The 20,689-nt window shown below is 73.1% G+C and carries 19 protein-coding genes; 11 read left to right on the top strand and 8 right to left on the bottom strand.

All coding sequences use genetic code 11. From position 1 onward, the window contains the following. Positions 1-4 precede the first annotated feature (4 nt). Positions 5-1,393 carry a PLP-dependent aminotransferase family protein gene (locus ACFY3L_RS39350; protein WP_389336488.1) on the bottom strand — a complete coding sequence of 463 codons (1,389 nt, stop codon included), beginning with the start codon at positions 1,391-1,393 and terminating at the stop codon, positions 5-7. Here ACFY3L_RS39350 and ACFY3L_RS39345 point away from each other — a divergent pair. The 4 genes from ACFY3L_RS39345 to ACFY3L_RS39330 all read left to right on the top strand — a co-directional run bounded on the left by ACFY3L_RS39345 (position 1,392) and on the right by ACFY3L_RS39330 (position 5,519). Next, on the top strand, positions 1,392-2,396 hold the full coding sequence (locus ACFY3L_RS39345; protein WP_389336485.1) for a DMT family transporter: 1,005 nt from the start codon (positions 1,392-1,394) through the stop codon (positions 2,394-2,396). The two genes, ACFY3L_RS39350 and ACFY3L_RS39345, sit on opposite strands and share 2 nt — an antisense overlap. Before the next feature lie 21 nt (positions 2,397-2,417). Then, complete coding sequence (locus ACFY3L_RS39340) at positions 2,418-3,008, top strand: hypothetical protein (RefSeq protein ID WP_389336482.1); 591 nt, start codon at positions 2,418-2,420, stop codon at positions 3,006-3,008. 48 nt (positions 3,009-3,056) lie between these two features. Then, positions 3,057-3,467, top strand: a complete 411-nt coding sequence (locus ACFY3L_RS39335) for an RpiB/LacA/LacB family sugar-phosphate isomerase (RefSeq protein WP_389336479.1) — start codon at positions 3,057-3,059, stop codon at positions 3,465-3,467. Between the two features lie 282 nt (positions 3,468-3,749). Next, positions 3,750-5,519, top strand: coding sequence for an ABC transporter substrate-binding protein (locus ACFY3L_RS39330; protein ID WP_389336476.1), 1,770 nt, complete (start codon positions 3,750-3,752; stop codon positions 5,517-5,519). 560 nt (positions 5,520-6,079) lie between these two features. Here the strand turns inward: ACFY3L_RS39330 and ACFY3L_RS39325 are convergent. After that, the gene (locus tag ACFY3L_RS39325) at positions 6,080-7,168 is read right to left on the bottom strand and encodes a hypothetical protein (protein ID WP_389336473.1); all 1,089 of its coding nucleotides are present in this window, start codon (positions 7,166-7,168) and stop codon (positions 6,080-6,082) included. Positions 7,169-7,287: 119 nt separating this feature from the next. On the opposite strand from ACFY3L_RS39325, the gene ACFY3L_RS39320 reads away from it, so the two are divergent. Next, on the top strand, positions 7,288-7,989 hold the full coding sequence (locus ACFY3L_RS39320; RefSeq protein ID WP_389336470.1) for an SRPBCC domain-containing protein: 702 nt from the start codon (positions 7,288-7,290) through the stop codon (positions 7,987-7,989). Here the strand turns inward: ACFY3L_RS39320 and ACFY3L_RS39315 are convergent. Beyond that, the gene (locus ACFY3L_RS39315; RefSeq protein ID WP_389336467.1) at positions 7,976-8,599 is read right to left on the bottom strand and encodes a class I SAM-dependent methyltransferase; all 624 of its coding nucleotides are present in this window, start codon (positions 8,597-8,599) and stop codon (positions 7,976-7,978) included. The genes ACFY3L_RS39320 and ACFY3L_RS39315 overlap by 14 nt on opposite strands. Positions 8,600-8,611: 12 nt before the next feature. Next, positions 8,612-9,865: an aldo/keto reductase gene (locus ACFY3L_RS39310; protein ID WP_389336465.1), complete on the bottom strand. Its 1,254-nt coding sequence runs from the start codon at positions 9,863-9,865 to the stop codon at positions 8,612-8,614. A gap of 90 nt (positions 9,866-9,955) precedes the next feature. On the opposite strand from ACFY3L_RS39310, the gene ACFY3L_RS39305 reads away from it, so the two are divergent. From ACFY3L_RS39305 to ACFY3L_RS39290, 4 genes are all read left to right on the top strand, one after another. Continuing rightward, complete coding sequence (locus tag ACFY3L_RS39305) at positions 9,956-10,519, top strand: TetR/AcrR family transcriptional regulator (protein WP_389336462.1); 564 nt, start codon at positions 9,956-9,958, stop codon at positions 10,517-10,519. Positions 10,520-10,614: 95 nt separating this feature from the next. Beyond that, on the top strand, positions 10,615-11,955 hold the full coding sequence (locus ACFY3L_RS39300; RefSeq protein WP_389336460.1) for a condensation domain-containing protein: 1,341 nt from the start codon (positions 10,615-10,617) through the stop codon (positions 11,953-11,955). A gap of 160 nt (positions 11,956-12,115) precedes the next feature. Then, complete coding sequence (locus ACFY3L_RS39295; RefSeq protein ID WP_389336541.1) at positions 12,116-13,483, top strand: FAD-binding oxidoreductase; 1,368 nt, start codon at positions 12,116-12,118, stop codon at positions 13,481-13,483. A gap of 44 nt (positions 13,484-13,527) precedes the next feature. After that, a complete protein-coding gene (locus tag ACFY3L_RS39290; RefSeq protein WP_389336457.1) occupies positions 13,528-14,799 on the top strand; it encodes a class I SAM-dependent methyltransferase in 1,272 nt (423 codons plus the stop codon). 105 nt (positions 14,800-14,904) lie between these two features. Here ACFY3L_RS39290 and tsaA read toward each other — a convergent pair whose 3' ends face one another. Then, a complete protein-coding gene (gene tsaA / locus ACFY3L_RS39285) occupies positions 14,905-15,315 on the bottom strand; it encodes a tRNA (N6-threonylcarbamoyladenosine(37)-N6)-methyltransferase TrmO (RefSeq protein ID WP_389336454.1) in 411 nt (136 codons plus the stop codon). Positions 15,316-15,407: 92 nt separating this feature from the next. On the opposite strand from tsaA, the gene ACFY3L_RS39280 reads away from it, so the two are divergent. After that, positions 15,408-17,147: a trypsin-like peptidase domain-containing protein gene (locus ACFY3L_RS39280; protein WP_389336451.1), complete on the top strand. Its 1,740-nt coding sequence runs from the start codon at positions 15,408-15,410 to the stop codon at positions 17,145-17,147. Here the strand turns inward: ACFY3L_RS39280 and ACFY3L_RS39275 are convergent. Further along, entirely contained in the window at positions 17,125-18,081 is a 957-nt protein-coding gene (locus ACFY3L_RS39275) for a hypothetical protein (protein ID WP_389336448.1), read from the bottom strand. The two genes, ACFY3L_RS39280 and ACFY3L_RS39275, sit on opposite strands and share 23 nt — an antisense overlap. 63 nt (positions 18,082-18,144) lie before the next feature. Here ACFY3L_RS39275 and ACFY3L_RS39270 point away from each other — a divergent pair, with 63 nt between their 5' ends. After that, complete coding sequence (locus ACFY3L_RS39270) at positions 18,145-18,741, top strand: TetR/AcrR family transcriptional regulator (RefSeq protein WP_389336445.1); 597 nt, start codon at positions 18,145-18,147, stop codon at positions 18,739-18,741. A 126-nt stretch (positions 18,742-18,867) separates the two neighbouring features. On the opposite strand, the gene ACFY3L_RS39265 is transcribed toward ACFY3L_RS39270, so the two are convergent. Together ACFY3L_RS39265 and ACFY3L_RS39260 are read right to left on the bottom strand one after the other, a co-directional pair. Further along, complete coding sequence (locus ACFY3L_RS39265) at positions 18,868-19,806, bottom strand: RNA polymerase subunit sigma-70 (protein WP_389336442.1); 939 nt, start codon at positions 19,804-19,806, stop codon at positions 18,868-18,870. After that, a complete protein-coding gene (locus tag ACFY3L_RS39260) occupies positions 19,803-20,585 on the bottom strand; it encodes an SAM-dependent methyltransferase (RefSeq protein ID WP_389336439.1) in 783 nt (260 codons plus the stop codon). The genes ACFY3L_RS39265 and ACFY3L_RS39260 overlap by 4 nt, the downstream gene beginning before the upstream one ends. Between the last annotated feature and the right edge of the window lie 104 nt (positions 20,586-20,689).

Genomic DNA, 20,689 nt, shown 5'->3' with positions numbered 1-20,689 from the left:
GGACCTATCCGGCGGCCCCCTTCAGTCTGCGGACGCCTTCCCGCAGCTGGTCCGGCGGCGCCGCGGCGAACGTCAGCCGCAGGTAGGCGCCGTCGGGCTCGGCCGCGAACCACGGCCGCCCCGGGAACACCACCACCTGCCGGGCCGCCGCCTCGTTGGTGACCGCCACGTCGTCCATGCCGTGCGGGAGCCGTGCCCACACGTGCAGGCCACCGGCTGGAATGTGTGGCGTCCGCAGCGTCGGTACGTGCACCGCCAGGGCCTCTGTCAGCGCTTCGCGCCTCGCCCGCAGCTCCGCGCGCAACGACTTCAGGTGCCGCGGCCACGCCGGCGACGTCACCAGGTCCAGGGCCGCCTGCTGCAGCGGGCCGGCGACGAAGAAGTCGTCGAGGACCCGTGCCGCCCGCAGCCGCGCGCCGGCCGCCCCGCGGGCACCGATCGCCGCCACCCGCAGCCCGGGCGCCGCGGACTTCGTCAGCGACCGCAGGTACACCACGTGCCCGTGCGGGTCGTCGGCGACGAGCGGACGCGGCGGGTCGCCGTCGATCGCGAGGTCCCGGGCGTAGTCGTCCTCCAGCAGGAACGCGCCGGCCTTCCGGACCGCCGCCATCACCTCCGGCCGGCGGGCCGCCGCGAGGGTGGCGCCGTGCGGGTTCGCGTACAGCGGCTGGCAGTAGAAGAGCCGCGCGCCCGTGCGCCGGAAGGCGGCCTCGAGCAGGTCGGGCCGCACGCCCTCGGCGTCGGCCGGCACGGGCACGACCCGCAGGCCGGCGGCCCGCGCGGCGGCGAGCGCACCGAGATACGTCGGCGCCTCCACCAGGACCGGGTCGCCGGGGGCGCAGAGCGCGCGGAACGCGGTCGACAGCGCCGACTGCCCGCCGGGGCAGATGTTCATGTCCTCGGCCCGCAGCTCGCCGCCGGCCGTCCGGGCGAACCAGGCCCGCAGGTCCTCCCGCCCCTCGACCGGTCCGCGCTGCCACGCCGCCGGCTGCCGGGCCGCCCGGGCGAGGGCCGCGCCGAGCGCCGCCGCCGGCTGCAGGTCCGCGTCGAGGTAGCCGCTGGACAGCGGGATCATGCCGGGGCGCGGCACGGCCAGGAGCGCCTGCATCGCGTCCTCGCCGGGTGGCCGGGCGCCGAGCGCGATCGACTGCCAGCCGAGGTCCTGCGCCTGCGTGGCGCGCGGGCGGCGCGCGACGAACGTGCCGCGGCCGGGCTGCGCGTCCAGGACCCCCTCGGCGGTCAGCGCGCGGATCGCCCGGGTCACGGTCACCGGTGACGCCTGGTGGCGGGCGCTGAGCTCGCGCACCGTCGGCAGCCGCGACCCCGGGGGTTGCGCCGCCGTCAGCGCCCGGAGATCTTGGATAACGCGGACGGCTGCGTTATCGTCATTCATGAGAGACAAGAGTAGCGTTACCCGCTCCGGCGCGGTAACGGGTGTGGTCCTGGGGCTGCTGGGCGTCGTGTCGTTCAGCATGTCGCTGCCCGCGACCAGGATCGCCGTCGGCGATCTCGACGCGTGGTTCGTCGCGTTCGGCCGGGCCGTCGGCGCCGGGCTCCTCGCCTGCGGGTATCTCGCCGTCACCCGCGCGCCCCGGCCCTCTCGGGAACAGTGGCGGCGGCTCGCCGTGGTCGCGCTCGGGGTGGTCGTCGGGTTCCCGCTCTTCACCTCCCTCGCGCTCGTCACCAGCACCGCGTCGCACGGCGCCGTCGTCGTCGGGCTGCTGCCCGCGATCACGGCCGGCTTCGCCGTGCTCCGCAGCGGCGAGCGTCCCGCGCGGGCGTTCTGGGTCGCCGGCGGCGCCGGGCTCGCCGCCGTGCTGGTGTTCCTCGTCGCCAGCGGGGCCGTGCGCGGCGCGGTCGGGCCCGCCGACCTGTTCCTGCTCGCCGCCGTCACCTTGTGCGGGCTCGGCTACGCCGAGGGCGGCGCGCTGGCCCGCGACCTCGGCGGCGCCCGCACGATCTGCTGGGCGCTCGTCCTGTCGCTGCCGGTCACCGTCGCCGTGACCGTGGTTAGCGCCTGGCGGCAGCCGCCGCACGCGTCCGCGGGCGCCTGGGCCGGCTTCGCGTACCTCACCGTGGTCTCGATGTTCCTGGGCTTCTTCGCCTGGTACTCGGGGCTCGCCCGGGGCGGCGTCGCGAAGATCGGCCAGCTCCAGCTGTCACAGCCGGTGCTCACCCTCGCCTGGTCGGCGCTGCTGCTGCACGAGTCCGTGCCGCCCGGCGCGGTCGCCGCCGCGGTGGTCGTGCTGGTGTGCGTCGCCCTCACGCAGCGGCTCCGCGCCGGCTCCGCGCCCTCGCCGGCCGCACCGGCGGTGCCTGCCTCCCCGGCCGCTTCGGCCTCCGGGGTTTCCAGGCGGGTTGACGACATTGGCCGCTACGCGACTGATCTTCGCTGAGCCGTACACCAGCATCACCGTGTGAAGAAAGCCTTCCTCATCATCGGAATCATCATGGGCTCGCTGCTGCTGCTGTGCTGCGGCGGCGTCGTGGCCCTGTACTTCTTTGCCGACTCCACCTCCTACGCCAAGCCCGCCGACGCCTGCGCGACCGTCTCCGCCGCCCAGGGCCTGTCCGCGTTCGGCACCGTCAAGGACCAGCAGCCGAAGGAGACCAAGGCGTTCGGCCGCACCTACCCGGGCTGCATCGTCACGTACGAGACGGCCGGCACCCTGACCGTCATGATCGACGTGCCGTCGTCGGAGTCGGACGTGCGCACCCACTACGACACGGTGAAGAAGGCCGCCGACGCCAGCGTCGCCGCGGGCGCGACCGTCGCGGACGTGTCCGGCATCGGCACCAAGGCGTTCTCGATGTACACCACCGCCGACAAGGCCCTGCTCTACGAGCTCGACCTGTACGACGGCAACCTCTACCTCAGCCTGAACATCACCGCACCGGCCGGCACCACGCTCACCCCCGACAAGGTCCGCGCCGACTTCATCACCGCGGCCAAGTCGATGATGTCGTCGCTGAAGGAGTCCTCGTCGGGCGGCGGCTCGGACGACTGACGGCCAGGTTCGAAGGCGAGCATCGCGTTTGACGGCTAGGTTTGAGGCGTGCGTATCGCGTTCGCCGCAGACGACTCCAACGAGACCACCGCGGCCGTCGTCCAGCACCTCATTGAGCAGCACGAGGTGCTGGACGTCGCCGTGCCCGGCGCGCCCTGGCCCGACCTCGGCACCGCCGTCGGCCGCGCCGTCGTCGAGGGCCGCGCCGACCTCGGCGTCGTCATGTGCTGGACCGGCACCGGCACGGCGATCGCCGCCAACAAGGTGCCGGGTGTCCGGGCCGCGCTCGCCTGGGACCCGTGGATCGCCCGGGGTGCCCGGCTCTGGAACGACGCCAACGTCCTCGCGATGAGCCTCAAGCGGCTCGCGCCCGACGTCGCGGTCGAGGTCCTCGCCGCGTTTCTCGCCGTCGAGGACCCCGACCCGGAGGAGTCGGCGAACATCGCGCTCCTCGACTGAGCTGACGCGGCGCTGCTTGACCAAAGCGTGACCTGACCCACCGCAACCGCTTCGCCGTGCCCGAGGTCTTTGCTCAATGAACGGCGACGCACATCGCCGTTACGCGAGCAGTGGAACGTAACCCCGTACAGACGACTCGACGACCCACATGGTGGGCGCGGTGCATGCCCGTGCCCGTCCACTGTAGAGGGTCCATCGTGGACGCCTGGCGATGCGTGCTGCCCGTGTGCCGAAACACCCCCACGACCGCACAGTCGTGACATCCGGGAAGGTTCAACACACGTGAATATCAGAACAGGTGCGCTGGTGGCCGGAGCGGTCACCGCGTCGCTCGTGCTGTCCGCCTGCGGAGGCGGTCCAAGCAGCGACGATACCAGCAAGGGCGCGGGTCAGAAAGGTGCCGCGGGCTTCAACGCCGCATTGACCGGGGTGGTCAACCCCTCGGACAAGAAGGGCGGCACGCTCAAGCTCACCAACCACGACAACCCGGACTCGTACGATCCGGCGCGGACGTACTACGCGAACGTCTGGAACTTCATGAAGGGGTACTTCGTCCGGACGCTGCTGACCAACCAGGCGAAGCCCGGTGAGGACGGCCTCGTGCTCACCCCCGACCTGGCCGCGGAGCTGCCGAAGGTCGAGGACGGCGGCAAGAAGTACACCTTCACCCTGCGCGACGGGCTGAAGTTCGAGGACGGCACGCCGATCACGTCGAAGGACGTCAAGTACGGCGTCGAGCGCGTCTTCGCCTCCGACGTGCTGTCCGGCGGCCCGAGCTACCTCATCGACGTGCTCGACCAGGGCCAGAAGTACCCCGGCCCGTACAAGGACACCGACCCCGACAAGCTGGGCCTGAAGTCGGTGCAGACCCCCGACGACAAGACCATCGTGTTCTCGCTCAAGGAGCCGCTGAGCGACTTCCCGTACCTGCTCGCGATGCCGGGCGCCGGCCCCGTGCCGAAGGCCAAGGACAACGGCGAGCAGTACGGCAACCGCCCCGTCTCGTCGGGCCCGTACAAGTTCGAGTCCTACGACCAGGGCAAGAAGGCCGTCCTCGTCCGCAACGACCAGTGGGACCCGAAGACCGACACGGTCCGCAAGGCGCTGCCGGACCGCATCGAGGTCACCTTCGGCATCGCCGTCGAGGAGATCGACAACCAGCTCCTCGCCGGCGACATCGACCTCGACCTCGCGCAGACCGGCGTCCAGCAGGGCTCGCAGCCGAAGATCCTGCTCAACCCGGAGGTGAAGAAGAACGCGGACGCGCCGACCACCGGCTTCATCCGCTTCTTCGCCATCAACACGAAGGTCCCGCCCTTCGACAACATTCACTGCCGCAAGGCCGTGCAGTACGCCACCGACAAGATCAGCATGCAGACCGCTCGCGGTGGTGCCGAGGCCGGCGGCGACATCGCCACCAACATGCTCCCGCCGAACATCGCCGGCCACGACGCGGCGCTGGACCCGTTCAACACCAAGTCGGGCAAGCCGCAGGTCGACAAGGCCAAGGAGGAGCTGGCCGCGTGCGGCAAGCCGAACGGCTTCGACACCGTCATCGCCACCCGTAACGCCGGCAAGGAGCCGAAGACCGCTGAGGCGCTGCAGGCCGCGCTGAAGAACGTCGGCATCAACGCCCGCCTCGACCCGACCGACGCCTCGCTGTACTTCCGCTCGACCATCGGCGCGCCGTCCAACACGCACGCCAAGGGCTACGGCCTGATGATGGCCGGCTGGGGCGCCGACTTCCCGACCGCCTCCGGCTTCCTCGCGGTGCTCGTCGACGGCCGCCTGATCCTGCCCAGCGGCAACAACAACTACCCCGAGCTCAACAACGCCGAGGTCAACAGCCTCATCGACCAGGCCAAGGCCGAGCCTGACGCGAAGAAGGCCGCCCAGATCTGGTCCCAGATCAACAAGATCGTCATGGACGAGGCCGTCCTGGTCCCGTTCACCTACGACAAGGCCCTCAACTACCGCAACCCCCGCCTCACGAACGTCTACATCAGCCAGTACTACGGCCAGGTCGACTTCGGCAGCCTCGGCGTCAGCTAGTCGACCGACACCCGCGAATGCCCAGGTTGACGAGGGACTTCCCGGGCATGCTGTGACACCCGAAGCTGCCTTGCCTCCTTGGGGCGGCCGAGGGTGTCCGGCCCGGATCCGGTTGGCCGCCGGATCCGGGCACAACACTCCGCATCCGGGTCGACGAGGGACTTCCCGGGCGAGCGGGTGACGTCCGCGGCCGCCCCGCCTCCCTGGGGGCGGCCGCGACGGTCCGGCCCGGTCCCGGTGCCCGCCGGAACCGGGCCGCAGGCCGCTAATCCGTGATCCGGAAGACCTCGCGCACCCCCGGGTGGTCACGCATCACCGGGCGGTCAAGCATCACCGGATCATGGGAGGCCCGCATCGGCCACCGCGGCGACCGGCCACCGGATGCCGCGCACGCGGAATCCTGCCGCGCGGAGCGCTGGCAGTGCGAGCGTAGCGAGCATTGGGGGTCCGGGGTGAGAATCCCCCGGCGGGACCCGCCGCGCCAGCGGTGGGGCGGCGAGCCCATGGCCGAAGGCCACAGGCGGGTAACAGCCACGAAGGCCACAGGCGGGCAACAGCCTTCAGTAGTGCAGGATCAGGGCGATGCGGCCGTCGGTGGCAAGGCTGCCGTCGCCGACGAAGGTGACCTCGCCGGACTGGCGGGCGACGAGCTCGACCACGTCATCGACGGCGTCGTCCACGAGGGTGCCGGCGGGGCCCTGGCTCGGCTGCTGCTCGGCGGGGTGCAGGTGGTCGCCGTGGATCCAGGCGGGGGTGTGGTAGCTCTCCTCGACGAGCAGGTGCGCGCCGCGGCCCTGGCGGGCCAGCTGCCACACCTCGGGCAGGCCGGCGGCGACGCGGTGCGCGCCGCGGGCGACGTCGAGGTGCTCCAGCGCCGCGATCTGCTCGAAGGCGTGGTAGGCGGCGAGGTGCGAGGCGAGCACCTTGTGCAGGTCGTGCGGGCCGGCGTGGTCGTAGTTGCCGGGGACGGTGCCGGCGATCGGGGCGTGCCACTCCTCGGCGAAGAACGCCAGGTAGCGCTCCACGCCCAGGACGAACACGGGCCGCGAGTCGAGGGCGTCGACCTGGGCGAGGGCGGTGGCGATGTCGCGGAAGAACTGCCGGTGCCGCTCGTCGCGGTGTGCGCTGGGCCGCTGGCCGTAGTCGCGGGGCAGGCCGAGCGTGCCGCCGGGGCCTTCGTGCGTGAACGGGAAGCCGTGCGTCGTCACCTCCACCAGGTTGGCGCCGTCGCCGCTCCAGAGGCGGGTCGGCTGCTCGGAGAGGACCAGCGCCCAGTACCGGTGGCGGCGGGCCGCGTCGGCGACGACGTCGCGGATCTCGTAGGTCTCGGCGACGACGACGCGCTCGTTGACGGGGGAGTCGAGGAGGCGGACGTGCACCTGCCCTGGCGAGGCGAACAGCGCCAGCCCGTCGCCGACCTGCCGCAGGTCGACGTGCGCGGCGGCCTCGGCGATCTCGTCGTACACGGCGGTGGCGACGTCGTGAGGGATCGACTCGTCGGCCTCCAGGCGGCGGCGCGTCTCCGCGAGGAGGTTACGCAGCCGGATCGGGTCCTGCTGGTTGGCGGGCGGCGTGCGGTGGGTCGGCATCAGCAGGGACACCGCCGGGTAGCCGCTCGGCGTGAGGGTGGCCAGATCCTTCACCGTCATGCGCCCACCGTCGCCCGCCGGGGGAGCGCGCCGACTCGCCCGGCCCAGGTGAAAGGCCGCAGCGGGCCAGGCCAGGCGAGATCGCGCCGGGTGAAAGCGCGGAAACCTAGGATCGGGGGATGGGCAAGGAGTTCGAGATCGTGCGCGAGGGCGCGCTGCCGGTGGACCAGGTCGCGGTGTTCGACGGGTTCGTCGACGGGACCGCGGGCTGGCTGTGGCCGATGGAGTACGAGCACCGCGAAGGCGGCGCCGCCGCGTTCGGTGGCACCGTGACGGTCTGGGATCCGCCGCACCGCTTGGTGAGCCGCATGGACGGGCCGGACGGCTGGTTCAACCAGCTGGAGCACGTCGTGGAGGAGGCGCCGGGCGGCGGGTCGACGTGGCGCTACGTGCACAGCGGCATCTTCGTCGACGACTGGGAGCAGCAGTACGACGGCGCCAGTCAGCACACCGATTTCTACCTGCACACGTTCGGGCAGTTCATGCTCTATTTCCGTGGCCGTCCCGTCACCTACGTCACGGTCGACGCTCCCGCGGACGCCGGTTTCGCCCCGGTGCGAGCGGCGCTCGGCACCGCCGCGACCCCGCAGGGCGGCCCGGTCGATCTCCGCCTCCCGCACGTGGGGCGGGTCCAGGGCGTGCTGGACTACCGGCACCCGAACTTCGTCGGCATCCGCACCGGCGACGCGCTGATCCGCTGCTTCGGCCGGTCCGCGTTCGGTGGCGTCGACGCGGTCGCGGTCCACCACTTCGGCGGCGCCGACCCGGCCGCACTCGAGAAGGCCTGGCGGGACTGGCTCACGGAGGTCACCGGAACGTGAAGAGCCGCCCGGTGAGCGGGCCGGGAAGGACGGGGCCGGCGAGCCGGTGCATGCCGACCCGGAAGGGGGCGTCGCCGGGGGCGGTGAACGACAGCTCCGTGAACCCGTGCTCGGCGAACATGGCGCGGATCTCCAGGCTCGCGTCGCCGGCGCGGGTCCAGATGACGATGCCGCCCGCGACGAGGAGCGAGGGCAGGGCCGCGACGGTGCGCCGCGCGTCGGCCGCGTCGACGTTGCCGAACACTCCGCAGGTCAGCAGGATGTGTGCGGGCTGGACGCCGGCATAGGTCCGGGCGTCACCCGCGTCGGCGATGCGGACGTCCACATCGGACAGCAGAAGGTCGTCGGCGGTTTCGCGGGCCCGGGCGGCGAGCGTGGGGTCGAGCTCCACCAGCAGCGCACTGGCCCTGCGGTCGTGTTCGGCGACGACGGGCAGGACGTCACGGCCGTCGCCGGCGCAGATGCTGATGATCCGCCGGGTACCGTCGGGCTCACTGGGCGCGGCGCTCAACGCCCGGCGCAGGTCCCGCCGGACCACTTCGAGGCGCTTGCCCAGCGGCGAGCCGGGCGTCGTGTAGAACTGATGCCACTCGACCCAGTCTCTGCTCACCGGGCCATTCAACTACAGGCCACGGTAGGTCCGCAGGGAGGCCAGCCGGCCGGCGTCGGTGCGGAAGACCCAGACCAGCGGGGTGTCGCCGACCCGGCCGGTGGCGGTGACCGTGGCGCCGTCGCTGAGGACCATGTCGAGCCGCACGTCGATGGCCCGGACCGCCGCCGCCACGTCGGCGGGGGTGCGCACCGACGGATGGCCGTGGTCGGTCCAGCCGGGTGCCAGCAGGGTGTCCACTGTGGACGCGTCACCGGTGCGCCACATCTCGAAGTACCGCCGCACGAGGTCAGCCGGGTCGCCCGGCTCGTCGAGGCGGGCCACCGCCGACGGCGGCAGGTCCAGGTCGAAGCCGGCGAGGTTGTCCGCGAGCTGGTCGACGGTGCGCGGGCCGATGATGACCGACGTGACGCCGCGCTGGCGCCTCGCCCATGCCACGGCGACGGCGACCGGGGTGGTGCCGAGCTCGGTGGCCACGGCGGCGGCCAGGCCGGCCTGCCAGTCGTACCGTGGCAGCAGCATCGCATCGGCCCAGCCTCGCGCCGCCGCGGTGCCCATGTCCCGCAGCCGCGCGACCCGTGAGCCGTCCTCGACGGTCCCGCCCCGGTAGCGGCCGGTGAGGACGCCGCCGCCGAGCGGGGACCACACGACCGCCCCGACGCCGAGCCTGGCGGCGGCCGGCAGGAGCTCGGTCAGCGCGTCGCGGGCGATCAGCGACAGCTCCTGCTGCACGCTGACGAACGGTGTCGCGCGCAGTGCCCGGGCGGTCCAGTGCGCCTCGGTGAGCTGCGCGGCGGTGACGTTCGAGCAGCCGAGGTACCGCACCTTCCCGGCCCGCACGAAGCCGTCCAGCGTGGACAGCGTCTCCTCGACCGGCGTGCCGGCGTCCCACTGGTGGCACTGGTAGAGGTCGACGTGGTCGGTGCCGAGGCGGCGCAGGCTCGCCTCCAGCGCGCGGGTCAGGTGCCGCCGGGACAGCCCGCGGTCGTTCGGGCCCGGACCTTGCGGCATGCCGGCCTTCGTAGCGAGCACGACCTCCTCGCGGCGGCCGCGGATCGCCCGGCCGACGATCCGCTCGGACTCGCCGCCCGCGTAGACGTCGGCGGTGTCGATCAGGTTGTGCCCGGCGTCGAGGAACGCGCCGACGATCCGGGCGGCCTCCGGCTCGTCGCAGCCCCGGATGCCGCCGGTGGTGCCGAAGTTCATCGTGCCGAGCGCGGCCGCCGACACCCGCAGCCCGGACGCGCCCAACGTGGCGAACCCCATGCCCGGCCCCCGTATCATCGCAGCGAATCGGAACGCTCGTTCCGAAAGATACGGAACGCACGTTCCGTTTGTCAACGACGGGTGGTGCACGTGCGGGCCGACGCCGAACGCAACCGGGTGCGGGTCCTGGAGGCGGCCGAGGAGGTCCTGGCCAGGGACGGGCTCGCCGTGTCGATGCGGGCCGTCGCCGAGCGGGCCGGGGTCGGCCTCGGCACGATCTACCGGCACTTCCCGACCCGCGAGGCCCTGCTACAGGCCATCGTCGTGGAGCGGATGCGCCGCCTCGCGGAGTCCGCCGGCCCGCTGCTCGCCGCCGCCGACCCGGTCGGGGCGTTCTTCGCGTTCTTCGCCCGGATCGTCGACGTGTCCGCCCGCAAGAAGGCCCTGGCGGACGCGGTCACCGGCGCCGGTCTCGACCCGAAGGAGGGGCTCGGCGGCATCGGCGGCGACATGCGCGCCGCTGTCGAGGCGCTGCTCCTGCGGGCGCAGGCGGCCGGTGGCGTCCGCGCCGACCTGGCGATGCCCGAGCTGCTGGCCCTGCTGGGCGCGGCCTGCCTCGGCGCGGAGCGCAACCAGTGGGACGACGCCCTGCGCGACCGGACCCTCGACCTGATCTTCGACGGGCTGCGCGCGTGCCAGGACGGCCGCACGTGACAGGACGGCCGTGCGCGGCAGGACGGCCGTGCGTGCGATGGTCGGGACGGCCATGTATTGACGTTGATTGAATTGGGCGGCTTGAATTCCGACTCATGACAGCAACGCTGGTCGAGTTCAGCGGCAGCCGGGGCGGGGTCTGCGGGCTGAGCTGGGGGCAGGTCGCGATCTGGCGGGCCATCCAGCGGATGGTCCCCGACGACGCGGCGCTCAACATGAGCTGGGTGACCGACCTCGAGGGCGAGGGCATCTCCGTCGGCACGCCGCTGTCGCGGATCACCGGCACCGTCCGCACCGTCATGGAGCGGCACGAGTCGCTGCGGACCCGGGTCCGCGCCGGTGCCGACGGCGCGCCGATGCAGGACCTCGCCGCCGCCGGCACGATCGAGGTCCACGTCGTCGACGCCACCGCCGGCACCGCGCCCGCCGCGGCGAAGGCGTTGCAGGAGCGGCTGACCGCGCCCGCGTACGACTACCCGCACGAGTGGCCGCTGCGGGTCGGTGCCGTGCGGGTCGGCGACGTCGTCACCCACGCGGTGTTCGGCATCTGCCACCTCGTCACCGACCGCGGCGGGCTGACCGCGCTCGTCCGTGACGTCGTGCTGTGCCTGCGCGGCGAACCCCTCGCGGACGCCGGCGACCGGCAGCCCTACGACCAGGCCCGGCACCAGCAGTCGGCGGCCGGCCGCCGGCAGAGCGAGAAGGCGCTGCGGTACTGGAGCCGGCACCTGGAGACCGTGCCGCTGCGGCGGTTTCCGGACGAGCGCGAGCGGCCCGCGGGCGAGCCGCCGTTCTGGGCCGCCACGCTCAGCTCGCCCGCCGGCGACCTCGCCGTCACGCTCCTCGCGGGCCGGCACCAGGTCAGCACGTCCGCGGTCATCCTCGCCGCGGCCGCCGTCCAGCTCGCCCGGCAGACCGGCGCCCGGGAGGCGGTGCTGCAGGTGATCGTCAGCAACCGGTTCCGCCCCGGGCTCGCCGACGCGGTCGGCCCGGCGTCGCAGGACGGGCTCTGCGTCATCGACGTCGGCGACGACGACCTGGCACCGGTCATCGGCCGGACGATGCAGGCGTCGCTGCAGGCATACCTGCACGCCCAGTACGACCCGGCCGCCCTCGACGACCTGCTCGCCGCCGTCGGCACGGCGCGCGGCGGCGAGGTGGACCTGTCGATGTCGTTCAACGACCGCCGGTTCGACGCGCAGACCCCGGTCGCCGCCGGCGGGACCGTGACCGCCGGGGCGATCGAGGCGCTGCGTCCGGCGACCACCCTCGAGTGGGAGCGGGTCGAGCACTACGGCGCCCGCTACTTCCTGCACGTGAACGCCGTCCCCGGCACCCTCGATCTCACCCTCTTCGCCGACACGACCGTGCTGCCCGCCGCCGCCGTCGAGGCCCACCTCCGCGGTGTCGAGGAGCTGCTGCTGCGGTCCGTCTGAACGGAGGGGTACCGCTGCGTCAAGTTACTGCCGCGTGCCGTGAGGTTGATCACCTGCTGTTTTATGATCTTGCCGAATGTGCAAGTTTCAACTCTTGAACACCTGGAATGTGCAAGGTCACGGGGACCTTCACAGGAAAGGAGGTGATCGAGTGAGACGGATCAACCCGAAGGGCAGACCGGAGCACGAGCGGGCGGTGGCCGTGCTGCGCGCCTCGTACGCTGCGGTCCCGGACGGCAGCCCGGTCCGCCTGGCGAAGAAGACATCGAACCTGTTCCGACCGAGATCCGCGGCCGGCCCGGCCGGCCTGGACGTCAGCGGCCTCGACGGGGTCATCGAGATCGACCCGGGCGCCCGCACCGCCGACGTGCAGGGCATGTGCACCTACGAGGACCTCGTCGACGCGACCCTGCCGCACGGCCTGATGCCGCTGGTGGTGCCGCAGCTGCGCACCATCACGCTCGGGGGCGCCGTCACCGGCCTCGGCATCGAGGCCACATCCTGGCGGCACGGACTGCCGCACGAGTCGGTGACCGAGCTCGACATTCTCACCGGCACGGGTGAGATCGTCACCGCTCGTCCCGACAACGAGCACGCCGCGCTGTTCGCGGCGTTCCCCAACTCGCTGGGCAGCCTGGGGTACGCCACCCGGCTGCGCATCGAGCTGCAGCCCATCGCGCCGCAGGTCGAGCTGCGCAACATCCGCTTCGACGACATCGAGGAGCTTCTCGAAGCCGTCGGCGTGGTCATGCGCACCGGGAGCTGGGACGGCGTGGACGTCGACGTGATGGACGGCGTCGTGTTCCGGCCGGGGGAGTCCTACCTCGTCCTCGGCCGGTTCGGCGGCACCGGCCCGACCAGCGACTACACCGGCCAGTCGATCTACTACCAGTCGCTGCGGGCCAAGGCGACCGACAACCTCACCGCCTACGACTACCTGTGGCGGTGGGACACCGACTGGTTCTGGTGCTCGGCCGCGTTCGGCGCGCAGCAGCCCCTGCTGCGCCGGCTCTGGCCCACCAGGCTGCGCCGCAGCGACGTCTACCACCGCATCGTGCGGCTGGAGAACCGCTACGGCGTCGCCGCCAGGATCGACCGGCTGCGGGGCAACCCGGACCGGGAACGGGTCGTGCAGGACGTCGAGCTGCCCCTCGCGCTGACCGGCAAGTTCCTGGACTGGTTCACCGGCAACGTGCCGATGGCACCGATCTGGCTGTGCCCGCTGCGGCTGCGCTCAGGGACGGCCTGGCCCCTGTACCCGATGCACGCGGGTGAGCCGTACGTGAACGTCGGCTTCTGGGGAACAGTGCCCATCGTGCCCGGTGCCGCCGACGGCGACGTCAACCGGGCCATCGAGGACAAGGTGTCGGAGCTCGGCGGCCACAAGTCGCTGTACTCCGACGCGTACTACGACCGCGAGACCTTCGACCGGCTCTACGGTGCCGACGCGTACCGCGCCGTCAAGGACCGCTACGACCCTGACCACAGACTGACCGACCTCTACGACAAGGTAGTAGGACGACGATGACCATCACCAACAAACGTTCCTCGGCGCCGCGGCAGCGTCCGCCGATGCCCACCGTCGCGGAGATCGTCCGCGCCGTCACCAGCGGCGAGCCGGCCGTGCGCATCACCGCCTACGACGGCAGCGCCGTCGGGCCCGTCACGGCGTCGATCGGCCTGCACGTCGCCTCCGAACGCGGCCTGACCTACCTGCTCACCGCCCCCGGCGACCTCGGCATGGCGCGCGCCTACGTGTCCGGCGACCTCGAGCTGCGCGGCGTGCACCCCGGCGACCCGTACGAGGCGCTCAAGGCCCTCGAGGACGGCCTCCAGCTGCGCATGCCGTCACCCGCCGACGCGCTGCGGCTCGTGCGGGGCCTCGGCTGGGACCGGCTGCGCCCGGTGCCGCCCCCGCCGCAGGAGCACGTGCCGAACTGGAAGCGCACCCTGCAGGGCCTGCGCCACGGCCGCGGCCGCGACGCCGAGGCCATCCACCACCACTACGACGTCTCCAACGCCTTCTACGAGAAGGTCCTCGGCCCGTCGATGACCTACACCTGCGCGGTGTACCGCTCGCCGAGCGACACCCTCGAGCAGGCCCAGTCCAACAAGTACGACCTGGTCGCCGGCAAGCTCGCGCTCAAGCCCGGGATGCGCCTGCTCGACGTCGGCTGCGGCTGGGGCGGCATGGTCCGCCACGCCGCCCGCGAGTACGGCGTCAAGGCCCTCGGCGTGACCCTGTCGCGCGAGCAGGCCGCGTGGGCGCAGGCGGCGATCGAGCGCGAGGGCCTCTCCCACCTCGCCGAGGTCCGTCACCTGGACTACCGCGACGCGCCGCTGGAGCACTTCGACGCGGTCAGCTCCATCGGCCTCACCGAGCACATCGGCCTGCGCAACTACCCGGTGTACTTCAAGACGCTGCGCGACCGGCTCAAGCCCGGCGGCCGGCTGCTCAACCACTGCATCACCCGCGCCGACAACCGCACCTCGCACCGGCCGGGCGCGTTCATCGACCGGTACGTCTTCCCCGACGGCGAGCTGGCCAGCCCCGGCAAGCTCGTCAGCGCCGTCCACGACGCGGCGTTCGAGGTGCAGCACGAGGAGAACCTCCGGATGCACTACGCCCACACGCTCGCGGGCTGGAACCGCAACCTCGTGGAGCACTGGGACGCCTGCGTCGACGAGGTCGGCATCGGCACCGCCCGCGTCTGGGGCCTGTACATGGCGGGCTCCCGGTTCGCCTTCGAACGCAACCAGATCCAGCTGCACCAGATCCTCGCCACGAAGACCACCCGCCTGGGCGACTCCTCCTACCCGCTGCGGCCCGACTGGACCGCCTGACCGTCCCGCACCGCACCACGGCGGCACGCCTCTCCGGAGGCGTGCCGCTTGTCGCCGGCGCAACGGCGGGAGCCTCGGGCAGCTCCACCCGCCCCCGGACGGGGGTCAGCGGTCACCGATCGGGTCCAGGACCGGTTTGACGTCGACGATCGGGGTGCCGTCCAGGGCCTCCAGGCCGCGGACGTGCACCCTGGTGCCGGCGACGGCGAGGATCGTGACGCGGTGCAGGCCGACCGGGTTGGGGCGGTCGGGGGAGCGCGTGCTGAAGACGCCGGTCGCCGGGCGGCTCAGGTCGCCGCGCGGGTGGACGGTCAGGGTGTCCCGGTCGGCGCGGTCGAGCCAGGTGAGCAGGAGGACGTCGGTGCCGGCGGTCAGGTCTCGCAGGCCCGGCCCGGCGGCCTCGGTGAACCGCAGCCACGCGTCAGGGGCGCCCTCGTCGCCCTGCTTCGGGGCGGCGGCCCGGTCCTGCAGCGGCGACTCCACCCAGCCGATCGGGTGAAGGACGAAATCGGTCATGGCGGTCGACCGTACACGAGCGGGGACGGCTCACGGCGAGTTCCCAGCCGAAGTCCAGTTTGGGCGGAGGTGTGGTGTGCAAGGTGGACATCATGAGTGACGAGGACCGCCAGTGGAGCGCACCGCCCACCGCAGCACGCCCTGCGACGCCCGGCCAGCCGCCGGGTGCGGACGGCTCCCCGGGCGCCTCCGATCTCCCGCCGTCCGGCGGAGGCGCTGAGTCGCCGCCGGCCCCGCCCGCCGGGTCTCCGCAGGCATCGCCGCCGGAGCCGATCTGGGCCAGGCCGGTCGGGGACGAGCCGCGCACCGTGGCGACCAGCGCGGCGACCGGGCAGGTGCCGGCGGGTCCGTTCCCGCCGTCGGTGGGTCAGCCCGCCGCCGCGCCGCAGACGGCGCCGCTGCCGGGTCACCCGCAGCACGCCGCCGGGGCGCACCCGGCGCCGCTGCCAGCCCATCCGCAGCACGCCGCGGGCACGCACACCGCGCCCCTGCCGGGACAGCCGCACACCGCGCCCCTGCCGGGGCAGCCGCAGCACGCGGCGCCGGGCGCGCAGACGTGGCCGGCGCAGCAGGCGGGCGCGTTCCCGGCCGGCGGGGCGCCCGGGATCGGCTCGAGCACGGCGACGTTCCCCGCGGTCACCGCGCCCGGCCAGCAGCCGCACAACGGCCACAACGGCCACAACGGCCACTCCGGGCACGGCAGCCAGCCGGTCTCCGGCTACCCGGTCTCGGCCTACCCTGTCTCGGGCTACCCGGTGTCCGGTTACCCGGCCTCGGGCCAGCCGGCCTACGCGCCGCCGCGGGAGCCGGTGCGCGGCGGGCGGGTCGCCGGGCTCATCGTGGCGGGCATCGTCATCGCCGTCGTGTCGGCGTTCGGCGGGGGGCTGGTCGCGACCAGGTTCGCCGGCGACAGCGCCGCGCCCACCACCGTCATCACCCGCAACGCCGCCCCCAACCTCGAGCGCGGCTCTGTCGGTGCCGTCGCCGAAGCGGTCCTGCCCAGCGTCGTGGACATCTCGACCGGCGAGGGCGAGGGGTCCGGCGTCATCATGAGCACCGACGGCACCATCATCACCAACAACCACGTGGTGGCCGGGGCGACCAACCTGACCGTCACGTTCAGCACGGGCAAGACCGCCAGCGCCACCGTCGTCGGCACGGATCCCGCCGGCGACATCGCGGTCATCAAGGCGCAGAACGTGTCGGGCCTGACGGCCGCGAAGTTCGGCGACAGCGACGCCCTCCGGGTCGGTGACACCGTCCTCGCCGTCGGCAGCCCGCTCGGCCTGCAGGGGTCGGTGACCGCCGGCATCGTCAGCGCGCTGCACCGCACGATCAGCTCGGGCGAGCAGGGCTCGCGGTCGATCGCCGACGCGATCCAGACCGACGCGGCGATCAACCCCGGCAACTCCGGCGGCGCGCTGGTGAACCTGGCCGGCGAGGTCGTCGGCATCAACACCGCGATCCTCACCGCCGGCCAGAACAGCAACGGCAACATCGGCGTCGGCTTCGCGATCTCCGCCAACCGGGCCCGCTCCGCCGCCGACCAGCTCGCGAAGGGCGGGAAGGTCAGCCACCCGTACCTCGGCGTGCAGCTCGGCGACGGCGACGGCGGCGCCCTGATCGGTGGCGTGGTGGCCGCCGGCCCGGCGGACAAGGCCGGCATGAAGACCGGCGACATCGTGACGAAGATCGGCAACACGCAGATCAAGGGCGCGACCGACCTCATCAACGCCATCCAGGCCGCCAAGGCCGGCGACCAGCTCAAGATGACCGTCAAGCGCGACGGCGCCGAGCAGCAGCTCACCGTCACCCTGGGCGAGTCGCCGTGACGCCCCGCCCGGCGATCAGCGCCCGGAACCGCTCGAACGCCGGCTTCGGCGTGTAGTCCGAGCGCACCAGGCCGAACTGGAACATCGTGGAAGGGTTGGCCGAGTCGGCGTCGCGCAGCGAGAAGTGCTCGTATGTCGTGATGTTCAGCGGCTCCGCCAGCCCTTCCACCGTCCGCACGACGGTCTCCAGCACGTCGGCCTGGCGCTCGTACGAGCGACCGGGCCCCGTCGCCCAGCCGTGCTCGGTCACGTGGATCGGCACCGACGCGGGGACGCCCGCGGCGGCGAGGCTGACGTCCCGGAACCCGCGCAACACCGACATCACCGCGCCGGCGAACGCGTCCGCCGGTACAGGACGGAACACGTCAGGGAAGAAGTCCAGGCCGACGTAGCCGAGCGCGTCGCGGAACTCGCCGCCGCCGAGGCGCCCCAGGCCGGTCCAGAACTCCTGCGCGGGGTCGAAGACCGGCGTGGAGTTGCAGCCGACCAGCACGTCGAGCCCGAGCCGGTCCACCTCGTCGCGGGCGGCCAGAACGCCTTCCACGATCGCCCGCCGTACGTGCGCAGACCCTCCGTCGCCGCCCGGGCCGTCGTGGTTGGCCTCCTCGCCGACCTGCAGCGTCGCGAGGACGTCGCCGTGCGCGCGGACCAGCCCGCGCAGGAACGCCAGCCAGCCGCCGAGGTCGCCGCCGGGCTCGCGGAAGCAGGCGACCAGGTCGAGCCGCCGCCCGCCGGTCGCGTGCCGGGCGGGGTGCGGCGGCGCCTCCTGATGACCGCCGCGGGCGTCGCTGTAGTGCACGTAGCCGCGGACGAGGTGCGGGCGCAGCTCGTCGAGCCGCTCGTCGATGCGCGCCGCGTCCTCCGGCGGGCCGGGGGTGGGCGCGCCGTCCATGTCGGCACCGAGGCCGCCCGGGTAGATCCCGAAGTTCACCATGCCGACACCGTACGGCGAAAGTTGGTGTCACACCAAATTTCAAGTGACGCTAAGATTCTGGTCGTGGCGTTGCGGGCGGAGAAGAAGGCGGCGACCAGGGCCGCGATCGCGGACGCGGCTCTCGCGTTGTTCCTGGCCAGGGGGTTCGACCGGGTGACGGTCGCGGAGGTGGCCGAGGCGGCCCGCGTGTCGGTGAACACCGTCTTCAACTACTTCCCGACCAAGGAGGACCTCTTCTTCGACCGGCAGGAGCAGGTCGTGCAGCGGTTGGCGGCGGCGGTACGAGGCCGCGCCCCGCACGAGTCGCCGGTGGACGCCGTCCGGCGGCTGTTCCTGGCCGAGCTCGACCGGGGGGAGCCGACGCTCGGCCTGTCGCCGGACGCGGGAGCGTTCTGGCAGGTCGTCGAGGACTCCCCGGCGCTGCAGGCCCGGGCGCGGCTGCTCGCGCAGCTGGCGGAGGAGGCCCTGACCGAGGCCCTGAGCGAGGTCGTGGGCGGCGCGCGGTGGCGGGCGGCCGTGCTCGCCGGCGTCGACCGGGCCCTGCATGTCCTGATCCGCGACCGGATCCGGGGCGGCGCCGACCCCGACACGGTGCGCGCCGAGGTGCGGGCCGAGGCGGAGGCCGTCTACGAGGCCCTGTCCAGGGTGGCGTGGGCGTGAGCGGGTCCGCCGCCGAGCCGCGGTCAGTGTTGGCGTGCGCCGGGGGCGCGGCCTGCTCCGAGGTCCTGTCCAGGGTGGTGTGAGCGGGCCGCGGTCAGGGCCGGCGTGCGCCGGGGTGCGGCCTGCCTACGAGGCCCGGTCCAGGCTGGCGGCGTGGGCGGGCAGGTCGAAGAGCGGGAACAGGTCCCCGCGGCCGAGGAACGCGACCGACGACGTGATCAGCGGGCCGCCGGTGAGCAGCAGCAGGGCGAAGGGCCGGCCGTCCCGGTACTGGCCGAACGCGGGCCCGCCGTTGGCCCGCACCTGGATCAGCACGTCACCGCGGCACGCGTCGGAGGCGCGCATCGTCGCCGCGATCGCGTCGCGGCCCGACAGCCACCACGAGAACGGCGGCATCGACATCGTCGCGTCCTCGTGCAGCAGCGACACGAGCGTGTCGACGTCGTGGTTGGTGAACGCGTGCACGTACCGGTCCAGCAGCTCCTGATCCAGCCGCCCCGCCGGCTGCCGCTGGTGCGGCACCGAGGGCAGGGCGGCGCGGGCGCGCTGGAGGGCGCTGTTCACCGCCGGCACCGACGAGTCCAGCAACGTCGCGACCTCCGCCGCGGACCAGGCCAGGACGTCACGGAGGATGAGCACCGCGCGCTGCTTCGGCGGCAGGACCTGCAGGGCGGCCACGAACGCGAGCCGGATCGTCTCGCGCCGCACGGCGAGCTCCGCCGGATCCGCGGGCGGCAGGACCCTGGCGTCCGGGACGGGGGAGACGAACGCGGACTCCGGCAGCGGCGCCCCGAAGCCGCCGCCCGGCACGCCCGCGGGCGCCAGCTCGACGGCGAGCGCGCGGCGGCCGGCGGCGCGCAGCACGTCCAGGCACACGTTGGTGGCGATCGAGTAGAGCCATGTCCGCAGGGTCGCCCGCCGCTCGTCGAACCGGCCGGCGGCGCGCCAGGCCCGCAGCATCGTCTCCTGCACCGCGTCCTCGGCGTCGAACGCCGAACCGAGCATGCGGTAGCAGTACCCGGTGAGCTCCACCCGGTGCGCGTCGAGGTCGGCGCCGGTGATCACGACCGGACGCCGACGGCGCCGAGACCGGCGTACGCCTCCGGGTCCTCGACCGGCGGGTCGCCCGGGTCGGGGCGCCACATCGGCAGGTGGACCAGGCCGGGCTCGAGCAGCTCCCAGCCCTCGAACAGGGCGAGGATCGCGGCGCGGTCGCGCAGCACCAGCGGTGTGCCGGTCCGCACGTACAGGTCGGCGAGGGCCTCGAGCCGGTCGGTGCGCGAGCCGGCGGTGCCGTGCGTGATCGCGAGGAGGCTGCCCGGGGCGGCGGCGTCCCGGTAGCGGCGCAGCGCCGCGTGCAGGTCCGCCGAGTCCGGGATGAAGTGCAGCATCGCGACCAACAATAGGCAGACCGGCTCGCCGAAGTCGACCAGCGCCCGCACCGACGGGTCGTCGAGGATCCGGCCGGCCTGGTGAAGATCGGCCTGCAGGACCACGGTCAGCGGGTCGTCGCCGAGGATCTGCCGGGAGTGGATCACCGCGGTCGGGTCGGCGTCGACGTAGACGACCTTCGCCCCGGGGTCGGCGGCGCGGGCGGTCTCGTGCACGTTGCCCTCGGTCGGGATGCCGGAGCCGATGTCGATGAACTGCCGCACGCCGCGCGCCGCGGCGAGCCGCACCACCCGGCGCAGGAACGCCCGGTTGTCCCGCGCGACCCGCGGCAGGTCCGGGACCAGCGCGTACGCCCGCGCGGCGACCTCCCGGTCGACGGCGAAGTTGTGCGTCCCGCCGAGGAAGTGGTCGTAGATGCGGGCGGCACTCGGCCGGTTCGGGTCGACGCTCATGCCGGCACCTTCCGCTGCGCTCCAGGCGTCAGCATGAGCCCCGCCTGCGACCTGATCCGCTCGCGAGCTCGCTCATGCGCTGCCACCTTCCGCACCCGCTTTCC

Origin of the sequence: Dactylosporangium sp. NPDC000521 (assembly GCF_042898305.1) — a bacterium.
Classification (GTDB): domain Bacteria; phylum Actinomycetota; class Actinomycetes; order Mycobacteriales; family Micromonosporaceae; genus Dactylosporangium.
This window is presented reverse-complemented; position numbering and strand designations above follow the sequence as displayed.

What these genes read in the sequence shown, in the direction of transcription:
- ACFY3L_RS39345 (WP_389336485.1), top strand. Translation starts at nt 1,392, where the DNA reads ATGAGAGACAAGAGTAGCGTTACCCGCTCCGGCGCGGTAACGGGTGTG.
- ACFY3L_RS39350 (WP_389336488.1), bottom strand. Translation starts at nt 1,393, where the DNA reads ATGAATGACGATAACGCAGCCGTCCGCGTTATCCAAGATCTCCGGGCG.
- ACFY3L_RS39325 (WP_389336473.1), bottom strand. Translation starts at nt 7,168, where the DNA reads ATGACGGTGAAGGATCTGGCCACCCTCACGCCGAGCGGCTACCCGGCG.
- ACFY3L_RS39320 (WP_389336470.1), top strand. Translation starts at nt 7,288, where the DNA reads ATGGGCAAGGAGTTCGAGATCGTGCGCGAGGGCGCGCTGCCGGTGGAC.
- ACFY3L_RS39310 (WP_389336465.1), bottom strand. Translation starts at nt 9,865, where the DNA reads ATGGGGTTCGCCACGTTGGGCGCGTCCGGGCTGCGGGTGTCGGCGGCC.
- ACFY3L_RS39300 (WP_389336460.1), top strand. Translation starts at nt 10,615, where the DNA reads ATGACAGCAACGCTGGTCGAGTTCAGCGGCAGCCGGGGCGGGGTCTGC.
- ACFY3L_RS39290 (WP_389336457.1), top strand. Translation starts at nt 13,528, where the DNA reads ATGCCCACCGTCGCGGAGATCGTCCGCGCCGTCACCAGCGGCGAGCCG.
- tsaA (WP_389336454.1), bottom strand. Translation starts at nt 15,315, where the DNA reads ATGACCGATTTCGTCCTTCACCCGATCGGCTGGGTGGAGTCGCCGCTG.
- ACFY3L_RS39280 (WP_389336451.1), top strand. Translation starts at nt 15,408, where the DNA reads ATGAGTGACGAGGACCGCCAGTGGAGCGCACCGCCCACCGCAGCACGC.
- ACFY3L_RS39275 (WP_389336448.1), bottom strand. Translation starts at nt 18,081, where the DNA reads ATGGTGAACTTCGGGATCTACCCGGGCGGCCTCGGTGCCGACATGGAC.
- ACFY3L_RS39260 (WP_389336439.1), bottom strand. Translation starts at nt 20,585, where the DNA reads ATGAGCGTCGACCCGAACCGGCCGAGTGCCGCCCGCATCTACGACCAC.